Genomic DNA, 16,821 nt, shown 5'->3' with positions numbered 1-16,821 from the left:
CAAGACCGGCACGGCTGTTGCCGAACAGGCCCCGCCGGGGTGCCTGCTCACCTGGTTAGACTCTCGACCCCCCACGATGGTTACGTTCGGATCTCTGTGATCTGGGTCTCTTGCCATATGAGGGCGAATACGGTCAAGGGCCGCGATCTGAATTTCGCGGCCCTGACGTATGGGTGTTGTGCCCATTGTGGGAATTTTGTGAACGTGTGGGCTGTGTGGGCCGCGGAGCGGCCCCTGTGGCGAAAAGCCCTCCGGCTCACACGGGAAGGCTAGGCCCGGCCCACCAGCTCGTAGCCGGCCTCGTCCACCGCCTCGCGCACCGCGGTCTCGTCGAGGGCGGTCTGCGAGACGACGGTCACCAGACCGGTCGCGGCCTCCGCGCGTACCGAGACGACGCCGTCCAGCTCCGAGATCTCGGAGTTGACCGCACCTTCGCAGTGCCCGCAGGTCATGCCGGTCACCTTGTAGATCGTGGTGATCTCGCCCGCCTGCGCCGCGCCCTCGCCGGAGTGGCAGGAGCCTTCGGGTGTGCAGCAGGAGCCGTTCGTCGATGCGGCGGTCATGGGAATCTCCTCGTGGTGCCGGTGGTCCGTGGATGTCGAAGCGCCGTACGGTGCCGGGCTCGCCCGGGCGTGTGCCGTCAGGGACGCGGCGGGGTGACCGGAGTCGCCACCGTCCGACGAGCGCAACTTTATACCCCTAGGGGGTATCAATCCAGCGGTGCCGCGCCACTCCTTCCGGTACGCATTGCCGCCCCGCGTGCCGCGCGTCAGCCTGGGAGGTACCGGTGCGGAGTGCTTCGCGCCGGGGTGATCGGAGGAGGCGCGCCGGATGGATGTGCTGGCCCTCTACGGGCTGCTGGTGCTCACCACCCTGCCACCGCTGGTGCCCAACTCCGCGCTGCTGGTCTCCGCCGGGGTCCTCGCCGCGCACGGCGACCTCTTCCTCCCCTTCGTCCTGATCATCGTCGCCGGCAGTGCGGCCCTCGGTGACCTGCTGATGTATCTCCTCGCCCGCCGTTTCGGCGGCCCGGCGCGCAGCTGGATGCGGCGGAGCGTCCGCCGCCGCGTCCTCCTGGAACGGACCTCCCGGCGCATCGAGCGCTACGGCCTGCCCTTCGTCCTCGGGGTGCGCTTCCTGCCCAGTGGCCGGATCATCGGCGCCCTCGCCTCGGGCGTCCTGCGCTACCCGCTGCGCCGCTATCTGCTCGGTACGGCCCTCGCCGAAACGGTGTGGGCGACCTACTCGATCGGCCTCGGCTACCTCGGCAGCGCCGCCGTGGGCAACCGCCTCTACGCCGCCGCCATCGGCATCGGCATCTCGTGCGTCGTCGCCACGCTGGGTGCGTTCGTTCCCTGGCTGGCGCGCCGCCGCGCCGTCCTGCGTGACCGGGGCCGCGTCCCGGGCCCGGGTGAGCGCTCCCGGTCCGTTGTCAGTGGTCGCCCTTACCTTTGAGTCATGACTTACGAACTCTCCGTAATCGTCGTGGTGTTGGGGTGTGTGGCGGCCCGGTCGTGGCGGGTCCGCGGTGCCCTGTGGCGTTCCGGGTCAGGCGCCGCCTGCGGCCCGCAGGTCGCGGTCGACAGCGCGCAGCAGGGTGAGCAGCATGCGGTTCAGCGGCGTCGGGAGGGAGTGCCGTTCGCCTGCCGCGACCACCGCTCCGGTGAGGTATTCGTGCTCCAGCGGACGGCCTGCCTCCCGGTCGTAGAGCATCGACGAACCGCCGCCGGGTGGCGCCGCCGCATAGATCTCCAGCGTCCCGGCGATGTCGCTCTCGCCGACGTCCGCCCCTTCCGCGCGGGCCACCTCCGCCGCCTCGGTGAGCAGGGCGCGGGCGAGCGCGGTCATCTCCGCCTCCCGGAAGATGTCCATCCGTTGTCCGAGCAGCGCGGTGAGCGGGTTGGCGGCGAGATTGAGGAACAGCTTGCGCCAGATGGCCGTGGTGAAATCCGGCACCTGCGTGACGTTCAGTCCGGTGCCGTCCAGCAGCGCGGCGAACGCCTCGGAGGACAGGCCCTGCGGCACATGGAGCTCGCTCGCGAGATGGTGGACGATCCGGCCCGGCGCGGTGCGCTCCGCCGAGAGGTAGCAGATCACCGGCAGCGTCGCGGTTCCTTCGGGAACGTACGGGGCGACGCGCTCCGCGAGCCCGGTGCCGTTCTGGAGCACGGCGACCGTGGTGCCCGGCCCGCACAGGGCGCGCAGCCACGGTGCGGCGCCCGGGGTGTCCTGCGCCTTGGTGGTCAGCAGTACCCAGTCGACGGGGCTGACCTGTGCGGGATCGGTGGCGACGGGGACCGCGGCGTGCCGCTCGGCGCCGTCGAGCGTGACGGTCAGCCCGTCGACGGGTGTCCGTACGCACAAGGTGACGTCGAGACCGGCCCAGTGCGTCAGGGCGGCGGTGTAGCCACCGATCCCACCGGCGCCGATCACCGCCAGCCGGGCGGGGGAAGGGTGAGATGTCGTGGACATGGGGTGATCGTAAGAGGGGCCGGCCCGGTGTGTCCGGTGGTGCGCGGATCCGCCTGTGTCCGGCGGTCGGGAAGGCGTCGGCCCGACGCGGCGCGTGCCCCGTGCGGCGGGGGTGCGGGGTACGCGGGTCACCCCCGGCGGCTGTGGCCCGGTCTGCGGGTCACCCAGTCGCGGACGGTGTCGGCGAACCAGTACGGACGGCCGCCCTCGACGTGGTCCGGATCGGGGAGGAGCCCGTGCTTGCGGTAGGAGCGCACGGTGTCCGGTCGTACCCGGATGTGCGCGGCGATGTCCTTGTAGGACCAGAGCCTCCGGTCGGTCATCGCTGCCTCGCCTCCCTGGATCCGGGGCCCCGGCCGCGCGGCCTGCGGAAGGCGCGGACGGAGCGGGTGTTCCTGTGTCCTGCGCCGGGACAACGACACCGAGCGCCGTACGGACAGGGGCTGTTGATCACCTGTGACGGAAGGCCCGCGTAACCGTGACGGACGTGACGCAACGGGGACGGACGTGACACGTACGGAACAGAAGGGCATGAGAGGGGGTGCGGGATGCGGGAGGGGTGTGACCTTGCCGGGGCATGGCCAGGCGGTGGTCGCTTCGGACGTGAGCGGCGGGCCGCCCCGTTCGGGACGGCCCGCCGTGTGAAGGGTGCCGCGCCGTCGATGCGCGGCGGTCGGTCAGGCGTAGAGCGCCTTCCAGGTCTTCTTGCCGACCTTGCCGTCGGCGGGCAGATGCGCCGCCTTCTGGAACTTCTTGACGGCGGCGAGTGTCTGGTTGCCGAAGTAGCCGGTGAGGCTGGACCACGGCAGGTACTTGCGGTTGGCCAGCAGGCACTGGACCTGCCTGACCCGGTCGTTGCGCTGGCCGTACACGGTGAGCGCGGTGCCGTTGTAGTAGGCACAGGCCGCCTTGGGGCTCGGTCCGGTGGCGGCCTGCGCCCCGGATGCCGTACCGGTGAGCAGGGCGGCGGCGATCAGGCCGGTGGCGGCCGCCAGGGCGGCCGGGCGGCGGATGGTGCGGTGCAGTGAGGTGATGCGCATGATGTCCTCATTTCCCCCGTTGAGTGCCATGCATCCGTATGGTGCGTATCCGACCACCCTCAGGGGGTACATGCGCCGGACCGCCCCGCAGTGGGATGCCGTGCATCTACGGGCACGCCGCCCGCGCCCGACGTGGTTGCCGGAGGCGCGGAGTCCGATGCGTCAGCTTTCCTACGCAAGAGAGGCGATGAGGGGGCATCGTCACGGACCAGTCGCTTTGCGACGAACGTTCCACAGGTCGGGGGACAGGCCAGGGCGGCCGCCGCCCCCGCGACAGCGCCGGACGGGCGGGAGGGGGAGTGGATCAGCGGTACAGCGCGGGCCGTTCGGGCAGGTCGACGGGGGTGCGCTCGCCGGTGCGCTGCGCCTGGACGCCCGCCTGGCAGACCACCGCGGCAGCGTAGCCGTCCCAGCAGCCGGGGCCCTCCACCGTGCCACGCCGGGTGGCGTCCACCCACTGCTGCACCTGGCGGTCGTACGCGCCCGCGAAGCGTTCCACGAAATCCGGCGGGATGGTGCCGCCCCAGCGGCCCGCCGCGTTGACGAAGACGCCGCGGTCGTCGCCGATCCGGGCGGTGCCCCGCTCGCAGACCGCCTCGCAGGACACCTGGTAGCCGAAACCGCAGTTGACGAAGAGTTCGGTGTCGACGAGATGGCCGTCCGCGGTCTCGAAGACGATCAGCTGCGGATCGTGCAGCCCCTCGGGCGCGCCGCCCGAGGGCGTCGGGCGCAGCACCCGCACGGCGGTGATCTCGGTGTCCAGCAGCCAGCGCGTTACATCGATCTCGTGCACCGCGGAGTCGTGCAGCGTCCGCGCGTCGGTGCAGCCGGGCGGCGAGGAGACGTTGCGGTGCGTGTGGTGCAGCATCAGCGGACGGCCGTACGCACCCCGCGCCAACTGCGCCTTGAGGGTGCGGTAGTCGGCGTCGTAGCGGCGCATGAAGCCCAGCTGGACGAGGCGGCGGCCGTGGCGTTGCTCGGCGGCGAGCACCCGCAGCGCCGATTCCGGGTCCGGCGTCAGCGGCTTCTCGCAGAGCACCGGCAGACCACGGTCGAACGCCGCCGTCAGCGCCGCCTCATGGGCCGCCCCCGGCGACGCGACGAGGACCGCGTCCACCCCCGGAGCGTCCATGGCGGCCACCGGATCGGTGCAGGCCACGGCAGCGTCGAGGGGGCCGGCCAGCGCCTCGGCGCGGGCCCCGTCCACATCGGCGACGACCGCCACCCGCGCCCCGCTGATCACCTCGTCGATCCGGCGTACGTGATCGGCGCCCATCCGCCCGGCGCCGATGACGGCCACCCCCAGCGTCCCGTGCATCTCGTCCTCCTGCTCGCGGTCGGTTCCGTCCGTCGCTCAGGCGCCGCAGGAGCGCAGAAAGCGGCGGGTGCGCCGGGCGATGGGCAGCGGCTGCTCCGGCGGACACGGATACATGTCCTGCTCGACGATGGCGAAGAGCGCGGTGCCCAGCTCCTGCGCCGCCTCCAGGACGGGCGGCAACGCGGGGACCCCGCGCGGCGGTTCGCACATCACCCCCTGCCGGACGGCCGGGCCGAAGGCGGTGCCCTCGGCGCGGACGTCGGCGAGCACGGCGGGGTCGACCTGCTTGAGGTGGAGATAGCCGATGCGCTCGCCGTAGGTGCGGATCAGCGCGACGCTGTCGCCGCCGCAGTAGGCGTAGTGGCCGGTGTCCAGACAGAGGGAGACCAGGTCGGAGTCGGTGGCGTCGAGGAAGCGGGTGACGTGCTCCTCGGTGTCGAGATGGGTGTCGGCGTGCGGATGCACCACCAGCGTCAGGCCGAACTCCTCCCGGACCCGCCGGGCCAGCCACTCCGTGCCCTCGGTGAGGTGCCGCCACTGCGCGGCCGTCAGCTCGGGCGGCTCCAGCTCCTCGGCGGTGCGGTCGTCGCGCCAGAAGGACGGGATGGCGACGAGATGCCCGGCGCCCGTCGCCCGGGCGAGCGCGGCGACCCGGGACACCTGTGCCCAGGTCGCGTCCCGGACCGCGGGGCCGTGGTGCAGCGAGGTGAAGACCGTCCCGGCCGAGACCCCGAGGCCACGCCGGTCGGTCTCGTCGCGCAGCACCGCCGGGTCGGTGGGGAGATAGCCGTAGGGGCCCAGCTCGATCCAGTCGTAGCCCGCCTCGGTGACCTCGTCGAGAAAGCGCCGCCAGGGGATCTGCTGCGCGTCGTCGGGGAACCACACACCCCAGGAATCCGGTGCGGACCCCACCCGGATGCGGTCCAGCACGGGCGCGTCGGCACGGGCTGCGGTCATGCGACGGCTCTCCTCTCGCCGGTCGGCGGTGACCGGGGACGCGGGAGTGGTGGGCTCAGCCTCGCGGGCACCCCGGGGGGTGTCAAGATTCCCTCCCGCCGGGAGGATCGGCCGGTACGACGCTCCGGGAGTGCGCCCGGAAGTGACGGTTCCGGCAGGGCGCCGCCCGGACGGATGCCTGTACGAGGGGCGCCGCGGTCGTGCGGCCACTCGCCCGTATCGCCGCCGCCGTACAGGTCAGCGGCGTGCGCCGGGCCGTTGACACGGTCCGGCGGCCCCACTAGACCTGAGCCCGCGACGGGGCGTGGGCGCGCCGCCCGGCCCCGCCGTGCCACGCCGGGCGAAGCGAAGGGGACCCATGCCGGAACCGTTCGACCTCATCACCATGGGCCGCATCGGGGTGGACCTCTACCCCCTTCGAACGGGCGTGCCGCTGGCCCAGGTGGAGACCTTCGGGAAGTTCCTCGGCGGCTCCGCCACCAACGTCGCGGTGGCCGCCGCGCGCCTGGGCCGCCGCACCGCCGTCATCAGCCGCACCGGACGCGACCCCTTCGGCGACTACCTCCACCAGGCGCTGCGGGAGTTCGGCGTCGACGACCGCTGGGTCACCGCCGTGGACGGCCTGCCCACCCCGGTCACGTTCTGCGAGATCTTCCCGCCGGACCACTTCCCGCTCTACTTCTACCGCCGTCCCACCGCCCCCGACCTCACCCTCCGCGCCGACGAACTGGACCACGACGCGCTGCGGGCCGCCCGGATCCTCTGGGTCACCGGCACCGGACTGTGCGAGGAGCCCAGCCGCACCGCCACCCTCGCCGCGCTCGCCGCCCGCGGCAGGCGCGGCCCCACCGTCTTCGACCTCGACTGGCGGCCGCTGTTCTGGGGCGGCGCGGGCGGCGCCTCCGGGGACGGCGGGGCGACCGGCGCCGCCGCCATGGCCGCCGCGCGCCCGCACTACGAAGCGGCCCTCGCCCACGCCACCGTCGCCGTCGGCAACGTCGACGAGGCCGAGGTGGCCACCGGGCTGCGCGACCCGCGGGCCTGCGCCGAGGCGCTGCTCGCCGGGGGCGCCGAACTCGCCGTCGTCAAACAGGGCCCCAAGGGCGTCCTCGCCGTCCACCGGGACGGCCGCACCGCCGAGGTCCCGGCCTTCCCCGTCGAGGTCGTCAACGGCCTCGGCGCCGGGGACGCCTTCGGCGGCGCCCTCTGCCACGGTCTGCTGCACGGCTGGGAGCTGGAGTGGACGATGCGCTACGCCAACGCGGCCGGCGCCCTCGTCGCCACCCGTCTCGCCTGCTCACCGGCGATGCCGACCGCGGCGGAGGTCGACGCGTTCCTCGCCGGACGATGAACCGGCCGCGCCCGCACGCCGCGGCCGGGGCGGACGGCGGCCCCCGGAACCCGGCTCCGGACGGCCGGACCGGGCCACGTGCCCGGCCGCACGCGAACGGGTGGGCACCGTCGCGGCGCCCGCCTTTCCCTCACTGTCAGTGGTCGGGTGGAGACTTGTGGTCATGAACCCCGCATCCGCGTCATCCGCTTCCGCACCCGGCCCCGGCCGGGCCCTCGGCCTCCACATCCCGGCAGGTCACGGCGGCGCCGGGCCGTACGCCCTGGACATCACGCCTGAGCGGGCGGGCTGGGGCCACTCCGCGCTGCGCATCCTCGACCTGCCGCCCGGCGGCCACCACGCCTTCGACGCCGGGGACAGCGAATGGATCGTGCTGCCCCTCACCGGAGGCTGCACCGTCACCACCGACGGCATTCCGCACGAACTCACCGGCCGCGACAGCGTCTTCAGCGGCCTCACCGACTTCGCCTACGTCCCACGCGACGCGCATGCGCGGCTCACCAGCCGGGCGGGCGGCCGGTTCGCCCTCGCCGGGGCCCGCTGCACCCGCCGCCTGCCCGCCCGCCGCGGCGCCGCCGCCGACGTCCCCGTGGAACTGCGCGGCGCCGGGGCCTGCTCCCGCCAGGTCAACAACTTCGCCGCCGCCGACGCCTTCCGCTGCGACAAGCTCATCGCCGTCGAGGTCCTCACCCCCGGCGGCAACTGGTCGTCCTACCCGCCGCACAAACACGACACCGCCCGGCCCGGCGAGGAGTCCGAGCTGGAGGAGATCTACTACTTCGAGGTCGAGCCCGCCCACGGCACCCCGGGCGTCGGCTATCAGCGCGTCACCCCCTCCGGGCCCGGCCACACCACCGACGTCCTCGCCGAGGTCCGCGGCGGCGACGCCGTCCTCATCCCCGACGGCTGGCACGGCCCGTCCATCGCCGCCCCCGGCCACACGCTCTACTACCTCAACGTCATGGCCGGCCCCGGCGCCACCCGCGAGTGGCTGATCCGTGACCACCCCGACCACGGCTGGATCCGTGACACCTGGCCCGGCCGGCCCACCGACCCCCGCCTGCCCCGCTACACCGCGCCCCCGGGAGACACCCGATGACCACCCTCCGCCTCACCGTCGCGCAGGCCCTGGTGCGGTTCCTCGCCCGCCAGTACACCGAGCGCGACGGCCACCGCCACCGCCTGGTGAACGCCTGCTGGGGCATCTTCGGCCACGGCAACGTCGCCGGGATCGGCCAGGCGCTGCGGGAGGACCCCCAGGCGCTGCCGTTCCTCCAGGGCCGCAACGAACAGGCCATGGTCCACGCCGCGACCGCCTACGCCCGCCAGAGCGACCGGCTCCGCGCCCAGGCCGTCACCACCTCCATCGGCCCCGGCGCCACCAACCTCGTCACCGGCGCCGCCCTCGCCACCGTCAACCACCTGCCGGTCCTGCTGCTGCCCGGCGACACCTTCGCCACCCGCCGCGCCGACCCCGTCCTCCAGCAGCTGGAGGTCCCCTACGCCGGTGACCTCTCCGTCAACGACGTCCTGCGCCCCGTCTCCCGCTACTTCGACCGCATCACCCGGCCCGAGGCGCTCATCCCGGCCGCCCTCCAGGCGATGCGGGTCCTCACCGACCCCGTCGACACCGGCGCCGTCACCCTCGCCCTGCCGCAGGACGTCCAGGCCGAGGCGTACGACTGGCCCGTGGAGTTCTTCACCTACCGCATCTGGCGCGTCCCGCGCCCCGGGCCCGACCCGGACGCCCTCTCGGCGGCGGCCCGGGTGCTGTGCGCCGCCCGCCGCCCGCTGATCATCGCCGGGGGCGGCGTCCACCACAGCGAGGCCGAGGGCGCGCTGCGGACGTTCGCCGACGCCACCGGCATCCCCGTCGCCGCCACCCAGGCGGGCAAGGGGGCGCTCCGCCACGACCACCCCGCCGACGTCGGCGGCATCGGCCACACCGGCACCGCCACCGCCGACGCCCTCGCCCGCGACGCCGACGTGGTCCTCGGCGTCGGCACCCGCTACACCGACTTCACCACCGCCTCCGCCACCCTCTTCGCCGACCCCGCCGTCCGCTTCGTCAACCTCAACATCGCCTCCTTCGACGCCCACAAGCTCGCGGCGCTGCCCCTGGTCGCCGACGCCCGCGAAGGACTCGTCGCCCTCACCCGCGCCCTGCACGGCCACCGCGTCGAGGCCGCGTACGAGACGGGTTACGCCACCGCCAAGGCCGACTGGGAGCGCCGCGTCGACGCCGCGTACGCCGCCCCCGATCCGGACGCCCGGCCCACCCAGACCCAGGTGCTCGGCGCCCTCGACGCCGTCGTCGACGACACCGACATCCTCGTCAACGCCGCCGGCTCCCTCCCCGGCGATCTGCACCGGCTCTGGCGCGCCCGCTCCCGCCGCCAGTACCACCTCGAATACGGCTACTCCTGCATGGGATACGAGATCCCCGCCGCCCTCGGCGTCGCCCTCGCCGCCCCCGGCCGCCCGGTGTGGGCCCTGGTCGGCGACGGCACCTATCTGATGAACCCCACCGAGATCGTCACCGCGGTCCAGGAGGGCGCCGCGTTCACCCTGGTGCTGCTCCAGAACCACGGCTACGCCTCCATCGGCGGCCTCTCCGAGCAGACCGGCGGCGAACGCTTCGGCACCGACTACCGCTTCCGCGCCGCGGACGGCACCTACACCGGCGACCCGCTGCCCCTCGATCTCGCCGCCAACGCCGCCTCCCTCGGCATGCGCGTCCTGCGCGCGCCCACCGTCGGCGCACTGCGCGACGCCCTCGCCGAGGCGCGTGGCGCGAACCGTCCCACATGTGTCTACGTCGAGACCGAAACGGCCGACACAGTGCCGGGCGCGCCGGGCGCCCAGTCCTGGTGGGATGTACCCGTTGCCGAGACCGCGACGCGTCCGTCGGCGGTCGCCGCGCGCCTGGCCTACGACCAGCACGCCGCCGACCGCCGCCGGCACCTCTGATCTCAGCCCGTAGCAGTCACCACCGGAAAGGCCCCCCGCATGCAGACCATCAGCCACTGGATCGGCGGCAAGCCCGTCGAGGGTGTGTCGGGCAACTTCGGCCCGGTGTTCAACCCGGCCACCGGCGCCCAGGAGAAGCAGGTCCCCTTCGCCTCCGTCGAGGAGGTCGACGCCGCGGTCGCCGCCGCCAAGGAGGCGTTCGCCACCTGGGGCACCAGCTCTCTGGCCAAGCGCACCTCGGTGCTGTTCCGCTACCGCGAGCTGGTCGCCGCCCACCGCGAGGAGCTGGCCCGGCTGATCACCGCCGAGCACGGCAAGGTGCACTCCGACGCCCTCGGCGAGGTCGCGCGCGGTCTGGAGATCATCGAGCTGGCCTGCGGCATCCCCGAGAAGCTCAAGGGCGAGCTGTCCACGCAGGTCTCCACCCGGGTGGACGTCGCCGCGATCCGGCAGTCCCTCGGCGTGGTCGCCGGCATCACGCCGTTCAACTTCCCCGCCATGGTGCCGATGTGGATGTTCCCGCTCGCCGTGGCGTGCGGCAACACCTTCGTCCTCAAGCCCAGCGAGAAGGTGCCCAGCGCCGCCCTCAAGCTCGCCGAGCTGGCCGCCGAGGCGGGCCTGCCCGACGGTGTGTTGAACGTCGTCAACGGCGACAAGACCGCGGTCGACCGCATCCTGGAGCACCCGGACATCGCCGCGGTCTCCTTCGTCGGCTCCACCCCCATCGCCAAGTACATCCACACCACCGGCACCGCCAACGGCAAGCGGGTGCAGGCGCTCGGCGGCGCCAAGAACCACATGCTGGTGCTCCCCGACGCCGACCTCGACCTCGCCGCCGACTCGGCGATCAACGCCGCGTACGGCTCGGCCGGTGAGCGCTGCATGGCGATCTCCGTCGTCGTCGCCGTCGGTGACACCGCCGACCCGCTGATCGAGAAGATCAAGGAGCGCGCCGCCGCCCTCCGCATCGGCCCGGGCGACGACCCGGCGTCCGAGATGGGCCCGCTGATCACCAAGGTCCACCGCGACAAGGTCGCCTCGTACGTCCGGGGTGCCGCCGCGCAGGGCGCCGATGTCGTCGTCGACGGCACCGGCTTCACCGTCGAGGGCTTCGAGGACGGCCACTGGATCGGGGTGTCGCTGCTCGACAACGTCACGCCCGAGATGGACGCCTACCGCGACGAGATCTTCGGCCCGGTGCTGTCGGTCGTCCGCGTCGCCACGTACGACGAGGCCATCGCGCTGATGAACGCCTCGCCGTGGGGCAACGGCACCGCCATCTTCACCCGCGACGGCGGCGCGGCCCGCCGCTTCCAGCTGGAGGTCGAGGCGGGGATGGTCGGCGTCAACGTCCCGATCCCGGTGCCGGTCGGCTACCACTCCTTCGGCGGCTGGAAGGACTCGCTCTTCGGCGACCACCACATCTACGGCAACGACGGCGTGCACTTCTACACCCGCGGCAAGGTCGTCACCACCCGCTGGCCCGACCCGTCCGACGGCGGCATCAACCTCGGGTTCCCCAGCAACCACTGACGGTCCGTCCGCTGCCCCGCCGGTCACCGGCCGGTGGGGCAGCGGCGCCCGGTCCGCCGAGGGGGACGGCTGTCAGCGGGGGTTGCTACGGTGACCGGGCGTGTACACAACACCATCATCGGGGGACGCGATGCCACGGAGCACGGCGCTGGCCAAGGGCGCACGGATCACGGGCGGCATTTTCTGCCTGGTCTTCTTCCTCTACACCGGCTTCTGGCTCTGTGACGACCTCGCGCAGTTCGGCCTCCCCGCGGTGTGGGACTACTGGACGGGCGCACGTGCCCCCGGCCTCAACACCGTCAGCAACTCCACCCAGTTCTGCCTGGCCCTGGTGCAGCTGAGCGGCGCCGTCGCGGCGTTCACCGGGCGGCGGACGGCCGGTGGCCTGATGGCCGTGGCCACCACCTTCACCTTCGCCACCGCCGTACAGGCCATGATCAGCGTCGGCTCCCACACCGGTGACAACCGCTGGTTCCGCAACGCCCGGATCGACGCCGACCCCTTCGAAGCGGTCTTCCTCGGCAGCGTGGCGCTGGCCCTGCTGGCCTTCCTCGCCGGGATCGTGCTGCTCGCCGGCATGCGGCCCTGGCCGCGCCCCACGCCCAGCCTGCCGCCGGTGCGCCCGGCCAAGGCCGCGGGCGTCATCGGTGGTCTCGTCCTGGGCGCGATGGCGCTGCTCTCGGTGATCTGGCAGCTGTACATGCTGGTCCAGAGCGGCGATGTGGGCGACACCGTCCTCATCCTCTACCTGGGCAAGGGCATCCTGTCGTCCCTGACCTCGCTGGCCCCCGGCTGGGACGCGCTGGTCCTGCTGGTGCTGGCGGGCATCGCCGCGCTCAACTGCCTGATCCGCGGCACCGCCGCCCGTGGTCTCGCCCTGGGCCTGGCGACGCTGCTGCTGCCCAACGCCCTGCTGACGGTGATCGGCCCCGGGTTCTCCGGCCAGCTGTTCACGATCAGCTCTGCGGCGCCGGGCCAGAGCATCCTCGCCCTCGCCCAGGTGGCGTTGGATCTCTTCGGCTCGCTCGCCCTGTTCGCGCTGATGGCCAAGGGCGAACCGGTCGCCCCCGGCTGGCAGCCGCCCGCGCCCGCACCGCAGTTCGGCGGCCCCGGCTTCGTCCCGCCCGGCCCGCAGCCCGGCGGCTGGCAGCAGCCGGACGGCCCGGTGCCCGGCCCGTTCCCCGGCGCCCCGATGCCCGGCCCGGTGCCGCCGCAGCCGGGCCCGGTCCCGCCGATGCCGATGCAGGGCCATGCCGCCCCGCCCGTACCGACGGCCGCCCCGCCGATACCGCCCACCGCCCCGCCGGTCCCGCCCGGCAACCCGCCCGCCTCCGGCGGCTTCGGGCCTCCGCAGTACTGACCGAGGCGGGGGCGGACGCGAGTCCGCCCCCGCCCAAGGGCTCGCGCCAGGCCGCCCCACGCCCCGGGGCCGAGCCCCGACGCCACCTCCCGACGCCCCCCGTACGGCCCACTCCCTAGGATCCCCGTATGGATCTGCGACTGCGCGGACGACGGCTGTACGCGGCCGTCGGCGCCCTGGCCCTGCTCATAAGCGGCGGGGTGTGGACGGCCGCCACCTCGGACGCCGCACCGGCCGTGCACCGCATGGACCGGACGCTGACGATGCCCGAGAAGCCCGGCAGCGGGAAGACCGTACGGATCGACACCTCCTACTTCACCGCGGGGAGTTCCCCCGCGCGCCGCCCCGCCGTCCTGCTCGCGCACGGCTTCGGCGGCAGCAAGAAGGAGGTCCGCCCGCAGGCGGAGCGGCTGGCCCGGGACGGCTACGCCGTGCTGACCTGGTCGGCGCGCGGCTTCGGCGACTCCACCGGCACCATCGGGCTCAATGCGCCGGACCGCGAGGTCGCCGACGTCAGCCGCCTCGTCGACTGGCTGGCGAAACGCCCCGAGGTCCAGCTCGACAAGGCGGGGGACCCGCGCGTCGGCATCGCCGGGGCCTCGTACGGCGGCGCCGTCGCGCTGCTCGCCGCCGGGCACGACCCGCGCATCGACGCCCTCGCCCCGCAGATCACCTACTGGAACCTCGCCGACGCGCTCTTCCCCCACGGCGTGTTCAAGAAGCTGTGGGCCGGGATCTTCTTCACCACCGGCTCGGCGGGCACCCCCACCACGGCGCCCGGCCGCGCCCCCGCACCGTCCGGCGGCTGCGGCAGGTTCGCCGCGGACCTGTGCGCGATGTACGAACGGGTCGCGGTCGCCGGGAAACCGGACGCGGCGGCCCGCGCCCTCCTGGAGAAGCGCAGCCCGTCCGCCGTCGGCGACCGCATCAAGGCACCGACCCTGATCATGCAGGGCCAGACCGACTCGCTCTTCACCCTCGACCAGTCCGACGCGATGGAGCGGGCGCTGCGCCGCAACGGCGCCCCCGTCTCCGTCGACTGGATCGCCGGTGGCCACGACGGCGGCGACCGCGAGACGGGACGGCTCACCGACCGGACCCGCGCCTGGTTCGACCGCTACCTCAAGGACGACAAGGGCGCCGGCACCGGGCCCGCGTTCCGGGTCAGCCGCAGCGGGGGAGTGGACTCCACCAACGGCGCCCTCCAACTGCGCGGCGCGAGCGGCCCGGCCTACCCCGGGCTCGACCACGACCCGCGCCGCATCCAGCTCACCGGCCCCGAACAGCGCTTCACCAACCCGCCCGGCGCGAGCCCGCCCGCGATCTCCGCGGTCCCCGGCACCGGCGCGCTCGGCGCCCTCTCCTCCCTGGGCACCGGCGGCCTCGCGGTCGACTTCCCGGGCCAGTACGCCCGCTTCGACTCGGCGCCGCTCCCCGCACCCGTCCACCTCACCGGCGCCCCGCGCACCACCGTGACCGTACGGTCCACCTCCCGTGACGCGGTCCTCTTCGCCAAGCTCTACGACGTCGCCCCGGACGGCACCAAGCAGGTGCTGCCCGCCCAGCTCGTCACGGCGTACCGCATCTCCGGCGCCGACCGCGGCGCCCGCGTCACCCTGGAACTGCCCGCCGTCGACCACGACTTCGCCGCCGGACACCGGATGCGCCTGGTCCTGGCCGCGACCGACCTCGGCTACGCCTCACCCACCGAGCCCGCCACCTACACCGTGGCGGCCGCGGGCGGCGGCGCCCTCAGCATCCCCACCGACCCGCGGGTCCGCGCGGCCGCCGCCCCGCTGCCCGCCTGGACCTGGCTGCTCCCGTCGGCCGCCGCCGTCCTCGCCGCCGCCCTGCTGCTCACCGCCCGCCGCCGCACCACCGCCCCGGCCCCCGATCCGTCGCTCGCCGCCGTGCCGCTGGTGATCGACGGGCTGAGCAAGAAGTACGCCGGGGCGAGCGACCGGTACGCGGTGCGGGAGCTGTCGTTCCGCGTGGAGCGAGGGCAGGTCCTGGGCCTGCTCGGACCCAACGGCGCCGGGAAGACCACCACCCTGCGGATGCTGATGGGCCTGATCCGCCCGGACGAGGGCGAGATCCGGGTCTTCGGGCACGCCGTCCGGCCCGGCGCCCCGGTGCTCTCCCGGGTCGGCGCGTTCGTCGAGGGCGCCGGATTCCTGCCGCATCTGTCGGGCCGCGCCAACCTCGACCTGTACTGGCGCGCCACCGGGCGGCCCGCCGCCGACGCGCACGCCGAGGAGGCCCTGGAGATCGCCGGGCTCGGCACCGCCCTGGACCGCGCGGTACGCACCTACTCCCAGGGCATGCGGCAGCGCCTCGCCCTCGCCCAGGCCATGCTGGGCCTGCCCGACCTGCTGATCCTCGACGAGCCGACCAACGGCCTCGACCCGCCCCAGATCCGCGAGATGCGCGAGGTGATGATCCGTTACGCGGCCGCCGGACGCACCGTCATCGTCTCCAGCCATCTGCTGTCCGAGGTCGAGCAGAGCTGTACGCATCTGGTCGTCATGGACCGCGGACGCCTGGTCAGGTCCGGGCCGGTCGCGGAGATCACCGGCGCCCAGGACACCGTCCTCGTCGGCGTCACGGATCCCGAGACGCTCACCGACACGGTGCTGGAGAAGGTCCGCGAGCTGCCCGGTGTCGTCGCGGCGGTCCGCGCCGACGACGGCCTGCTGGTCCGCCTCGACGACCCCGCGGCCACCCCGCGCCTGCTCGCCGGGCTCCTCCGGCTGGACCTGCCGGTGCACCGCGTCGGGCCGCACCGCCGCCTGGAGGACGCGTTCCTCACCCTGATCGGAGGCGACCGATGACCGCCACCCCGCCGCAGCCGCACCCCGCACCGGCCGCCGGGCCCCCGGAGTCGGCCGCCGCCCCCGGCTACCGTCCGCACCGCACCCTGCCGCTGCGCATCGAGGCGCTGCGGCAGCTGCGGCGCCGCCGCACCCTGGTGATCGGCGCCGGGCTTGCGCTGCTCCCGTTCGTGCTGGTCGTGGCCTTCGCCATCGGCGGCACCCCGGGGCGGCGGGCGAACGGCCGGATCACCCTGATGGAGACCGCGACGGCGTCCGGCGGCAACTTCACCGCCACCGTGCTGTTCGTCTCGGCGGGCATTCTGCTGGTCGTGCCGGTGGCGCTGTTCTGCGGCGACACGGTGGCGTCCGAGGCGAGCTGGTCCTCGCTGCGCTATCTGCTCGCGGCGCCGGTGCCGCGCGCCCGGTTGCTGCTGAGCAAACTCACCGTGGGCCTGCTCTTCAGCGCCGCCGCGATGGTGCTGCTGCCCCTGGTCGCGCTGGGGGTGGGCACCGCCGCGTACGGCTGGGGCCCGCTCACCCTGCCCACCGGCGGTGCGCTGCCGCCGGACGAGGCGGTGGGGCGCCTCGCGGTCGTGGTGGCGTACCTCTTCGTCAGTCAGCTGGTCACGGCGGCGCTGGCGTTCTGGCTGTCGACGGTCACCGACGCGCCCCTGGGGGCGGTCGGCGGCGCGGTCGGGCTGACCATCATCGGCAACGTCCTGGACCAGGTCACCGCCCTCGGCGGCTGGCGCGATGTGCTCCCCGCCCACTGGCAGTTCGCCTGGGCCGACGCCCTGCAGCCCAAGATGGAGTGGTCCGGGATGCTCCAGGGCGCCTCCGTCTCGGTCGCCTACGCGCTGGTCCTCGTCGCCCTGGCGTTCCGCGGCTTCGCCCGGAAGGACGTGGTGTCCTGAGGGGCGCGCGCCGGAACGGACGCGCCCCGGCCGGGCCCGCCCGCGCCCCGTCCCCGGGCCTCCCGCACGGCCCCGCCGACGGCTTCCCGTACC

14 protein-coding genes are annotated in these 16,821 nt (G+C 73.9%); 8 read left to right on the top strand and 6 right to left on the bottom strand.

What is annotated here, in order from left to right; all coding sequences use genetic code 11:
• Positions 1 to 269: 269 nt before the first annotated feature.
• Positions 270 to 563 carry a heavy-metal-associated domain-containing protein gene (locus tag ACZ4U4_RS17560; RefSeq protein ID WP_467874707.1) on the bottom strand — a complete coding sequence of 98 codons (294 nt, stop codon included), beginning with the start codon at positions 561 to 563 and terminating at the stop codon, positions 270 to 272.
• Positions 564 to 831: 268 nt separating this feature from the next.
• Here ACZ4U4_RS17560 and ACZ4U4_RS17555 point away from each other — a divergent pair, with 268 nt between their 5' ends.
• Entirely contained in the window at positions 832 to 1,455 is a 624-nt protein-coding gene (locus tag ACZ4U4_RS17555) for a DedA family protein (RefSeq protein WP_467874705.1), read from the top strand.
• A 93-nt stretch (positions 1,456 to 1,548) separates the two neighbouring features.
• On the opposite strand, the gene ACZ4U4_RS17550 is transcribed toward ACZ4U4_RS17555, so the two are convergent.
• The 5 genes from ACZ4U4_RS17550 to ACZ4U4_RS17530 form a co-directional block, all read right to left on the bottom strand.
• A complete protein-coding gene (locus tag ACZ4U4_RS17550) occupies positions 1,549 to 2,472 on the bottom strand; it encodes a 2-dehydropantoate 2-reductase (protein ID WP_467874702.1) in 924 nt (307 codons plus the stop codon).
• 128 nt (positions 2,473 to 2,600) lie between these two features.
• Complete coding sequence (locus tag ACZ4U4_RS17545; protein WP_467874700.1) at positions 2,601 to 2,795, bottom strand: MerR family transcriptional regulator; 195 nt, start codon at positions 2,793 to 2,795, stop codon at positions 2,601 to 2,603.
• Between the two features lie 354 nt (positions 2,796 to 3,149).
• Complete coding sequence (locus ACZ4U4_RS17540; protein WP_467874698.1) at positions 3,150 to 3,542, bottom strand: peptidoglycan-binding domain-containing protein; 393 nt, start codon at positions 3,540 to 3,542, stop codon at positions 3,150 to 3,152.
• 274 nt (positions 3,543 to 3,816) lie between these two features.
• On the bottom strand, positions 3,817 to 4,830 hold the full coding sequence (locus ACZ4U4_RS17535; protein WP_467874695.1) for a Gfo/Idh/MocA family protein: 1,014 nt from the start codon (positions 4,828 to 4,830) through the stop codon (positions 3,817 to 3,819).
• A 36-nt stretch (positions 4,831 to 4,866) separates the two neighbouring features.
• A complete protein-coding gene (locus ACZ4U4_RS17530; protein WP_467874693.1) occupies positions 4,867 to 5,787 on the bottom strand; it encodes a sugar phosphate isomerase/epimerase family protein in 921 nt (306 codons plus the stop codon).
• A 358-nt stretch (positions 5,788 to 6,145) separates the two neighbouring features.
• On the opposite strand from ACZ4U4_RS17530, the gene iolC reads away from it, so the two are divergent.
• The 7 genes from iolC to ACZ4U4_RS17495 all read left to right on the top strand — a co-directional run bounded on the left by iolC (position 6,146) and on the right by ACZ4U4_RS17495 (position 16,728).
• Complete coding sequence (gene iolC / locus ACZ4U4_RS17525) at positions 6,146 to 7,138, top strand: 5-dehydro-2-deoxygluconokinase (RefSeq protein WP_467874690.1); 993 nt, start codon at positions 6,146 to 6,148, stop codon at positions 7,136 to 7,138.
• Between the two features lie 163 nt (positions 7,139 to 7,301).
• Positions 7,302 to 8,237: a 5-deoxy-glucuronate isomerase gene (iolB, locus tag ACZ4U4_RS17520; RefSeq protein WP_467874688.1), complete on the top strand. Its 936-nt coding sequence runs from the start codon at positions 7,302 to 7,304 to the stop codon at positions 8,235 to 8,237.
• On the top strand, positions 8,234 to 10,108 hold the full coding sequence (gene iolD / locus ACZ4U4_RS17515; RefSeq protein ID WP_467874686.1) for a 3D-(3,5/4)-trihydroxycyclohexane-1,2-dione acylhydrolase (decyclizing): 1,875 nt from the start codon (positions 8,234 to 8,236) through the stop codon (positions 10,106 to 10,108). The genes iolB and iolD overlap by 4 nt, the downstream gene beginning before the upstream one ends.
• Positions 10,109 to 10,147: 39 nt before the next feature.
• Complete coding sequence (locus tag ACZ4U4_RS17510; protein WP_467874683.1) at positions 10,148 to 11,641, top strand: CoA-acylating methylmalonate-semialdehyde dehydrogenase; 1,494 nt, start codon at positions 10,148 to 10,150, stop codon at positions 11,639 to 11,641.
• Between the two features lie 130 nt (positions 11,642 to 11,771).
• On the top strand, positions 11,772 to 13,001 hold the full coding sequence (locus ACZ4U4_RS17505) for a hypothetical protein (protein WP_467874681.1): 1,230 nt from the start codon (positions 11,772 to 11,774) through the stop codon (positions 12,999 to 13,001).
• A gap of 128 nt (positions 13,002 to 13,129) precedes the next feature.
• Positions 13,130 to 15,832 carry an alpha/beta fold hydrolase gene (locus ACZ4U4_RS17500; RefSeq protein ID WP_467874680.1) on the top strand — a complete coding sequence of 901 codons (2,703 nt, stop codon included), beginning with the start codon at positions 13,130 to 13,132 and terminating at the stop codon, positions 15,830 to 15,832.
• Positions 15,829 to 16,728: an ABC transporter permease gene (locus ACZ4U4_RS17495; protein ID WP_467874678.1), complete on the top strand. Its 900-nt coding sequence runs from the start codon at positions 15,829 to 15,831 to the stop codon at positions 16,726 to 16,728. Before ACZ4U4_RS17500 ends, ACZ4U4_RS17495 begins: the two co-directional genes overlap by 4 nt.
• Positions 16,729 to 16,821: the final 93 nt, after the last annotated feature.

This window comes from Streptomyces sp. NPDC029159, assembly GCF_055564055.1.
Note: the sequence above shows the minus strand (reverse complement) of the source record. Positions and strands in the feature narration are given on the sequence as shown.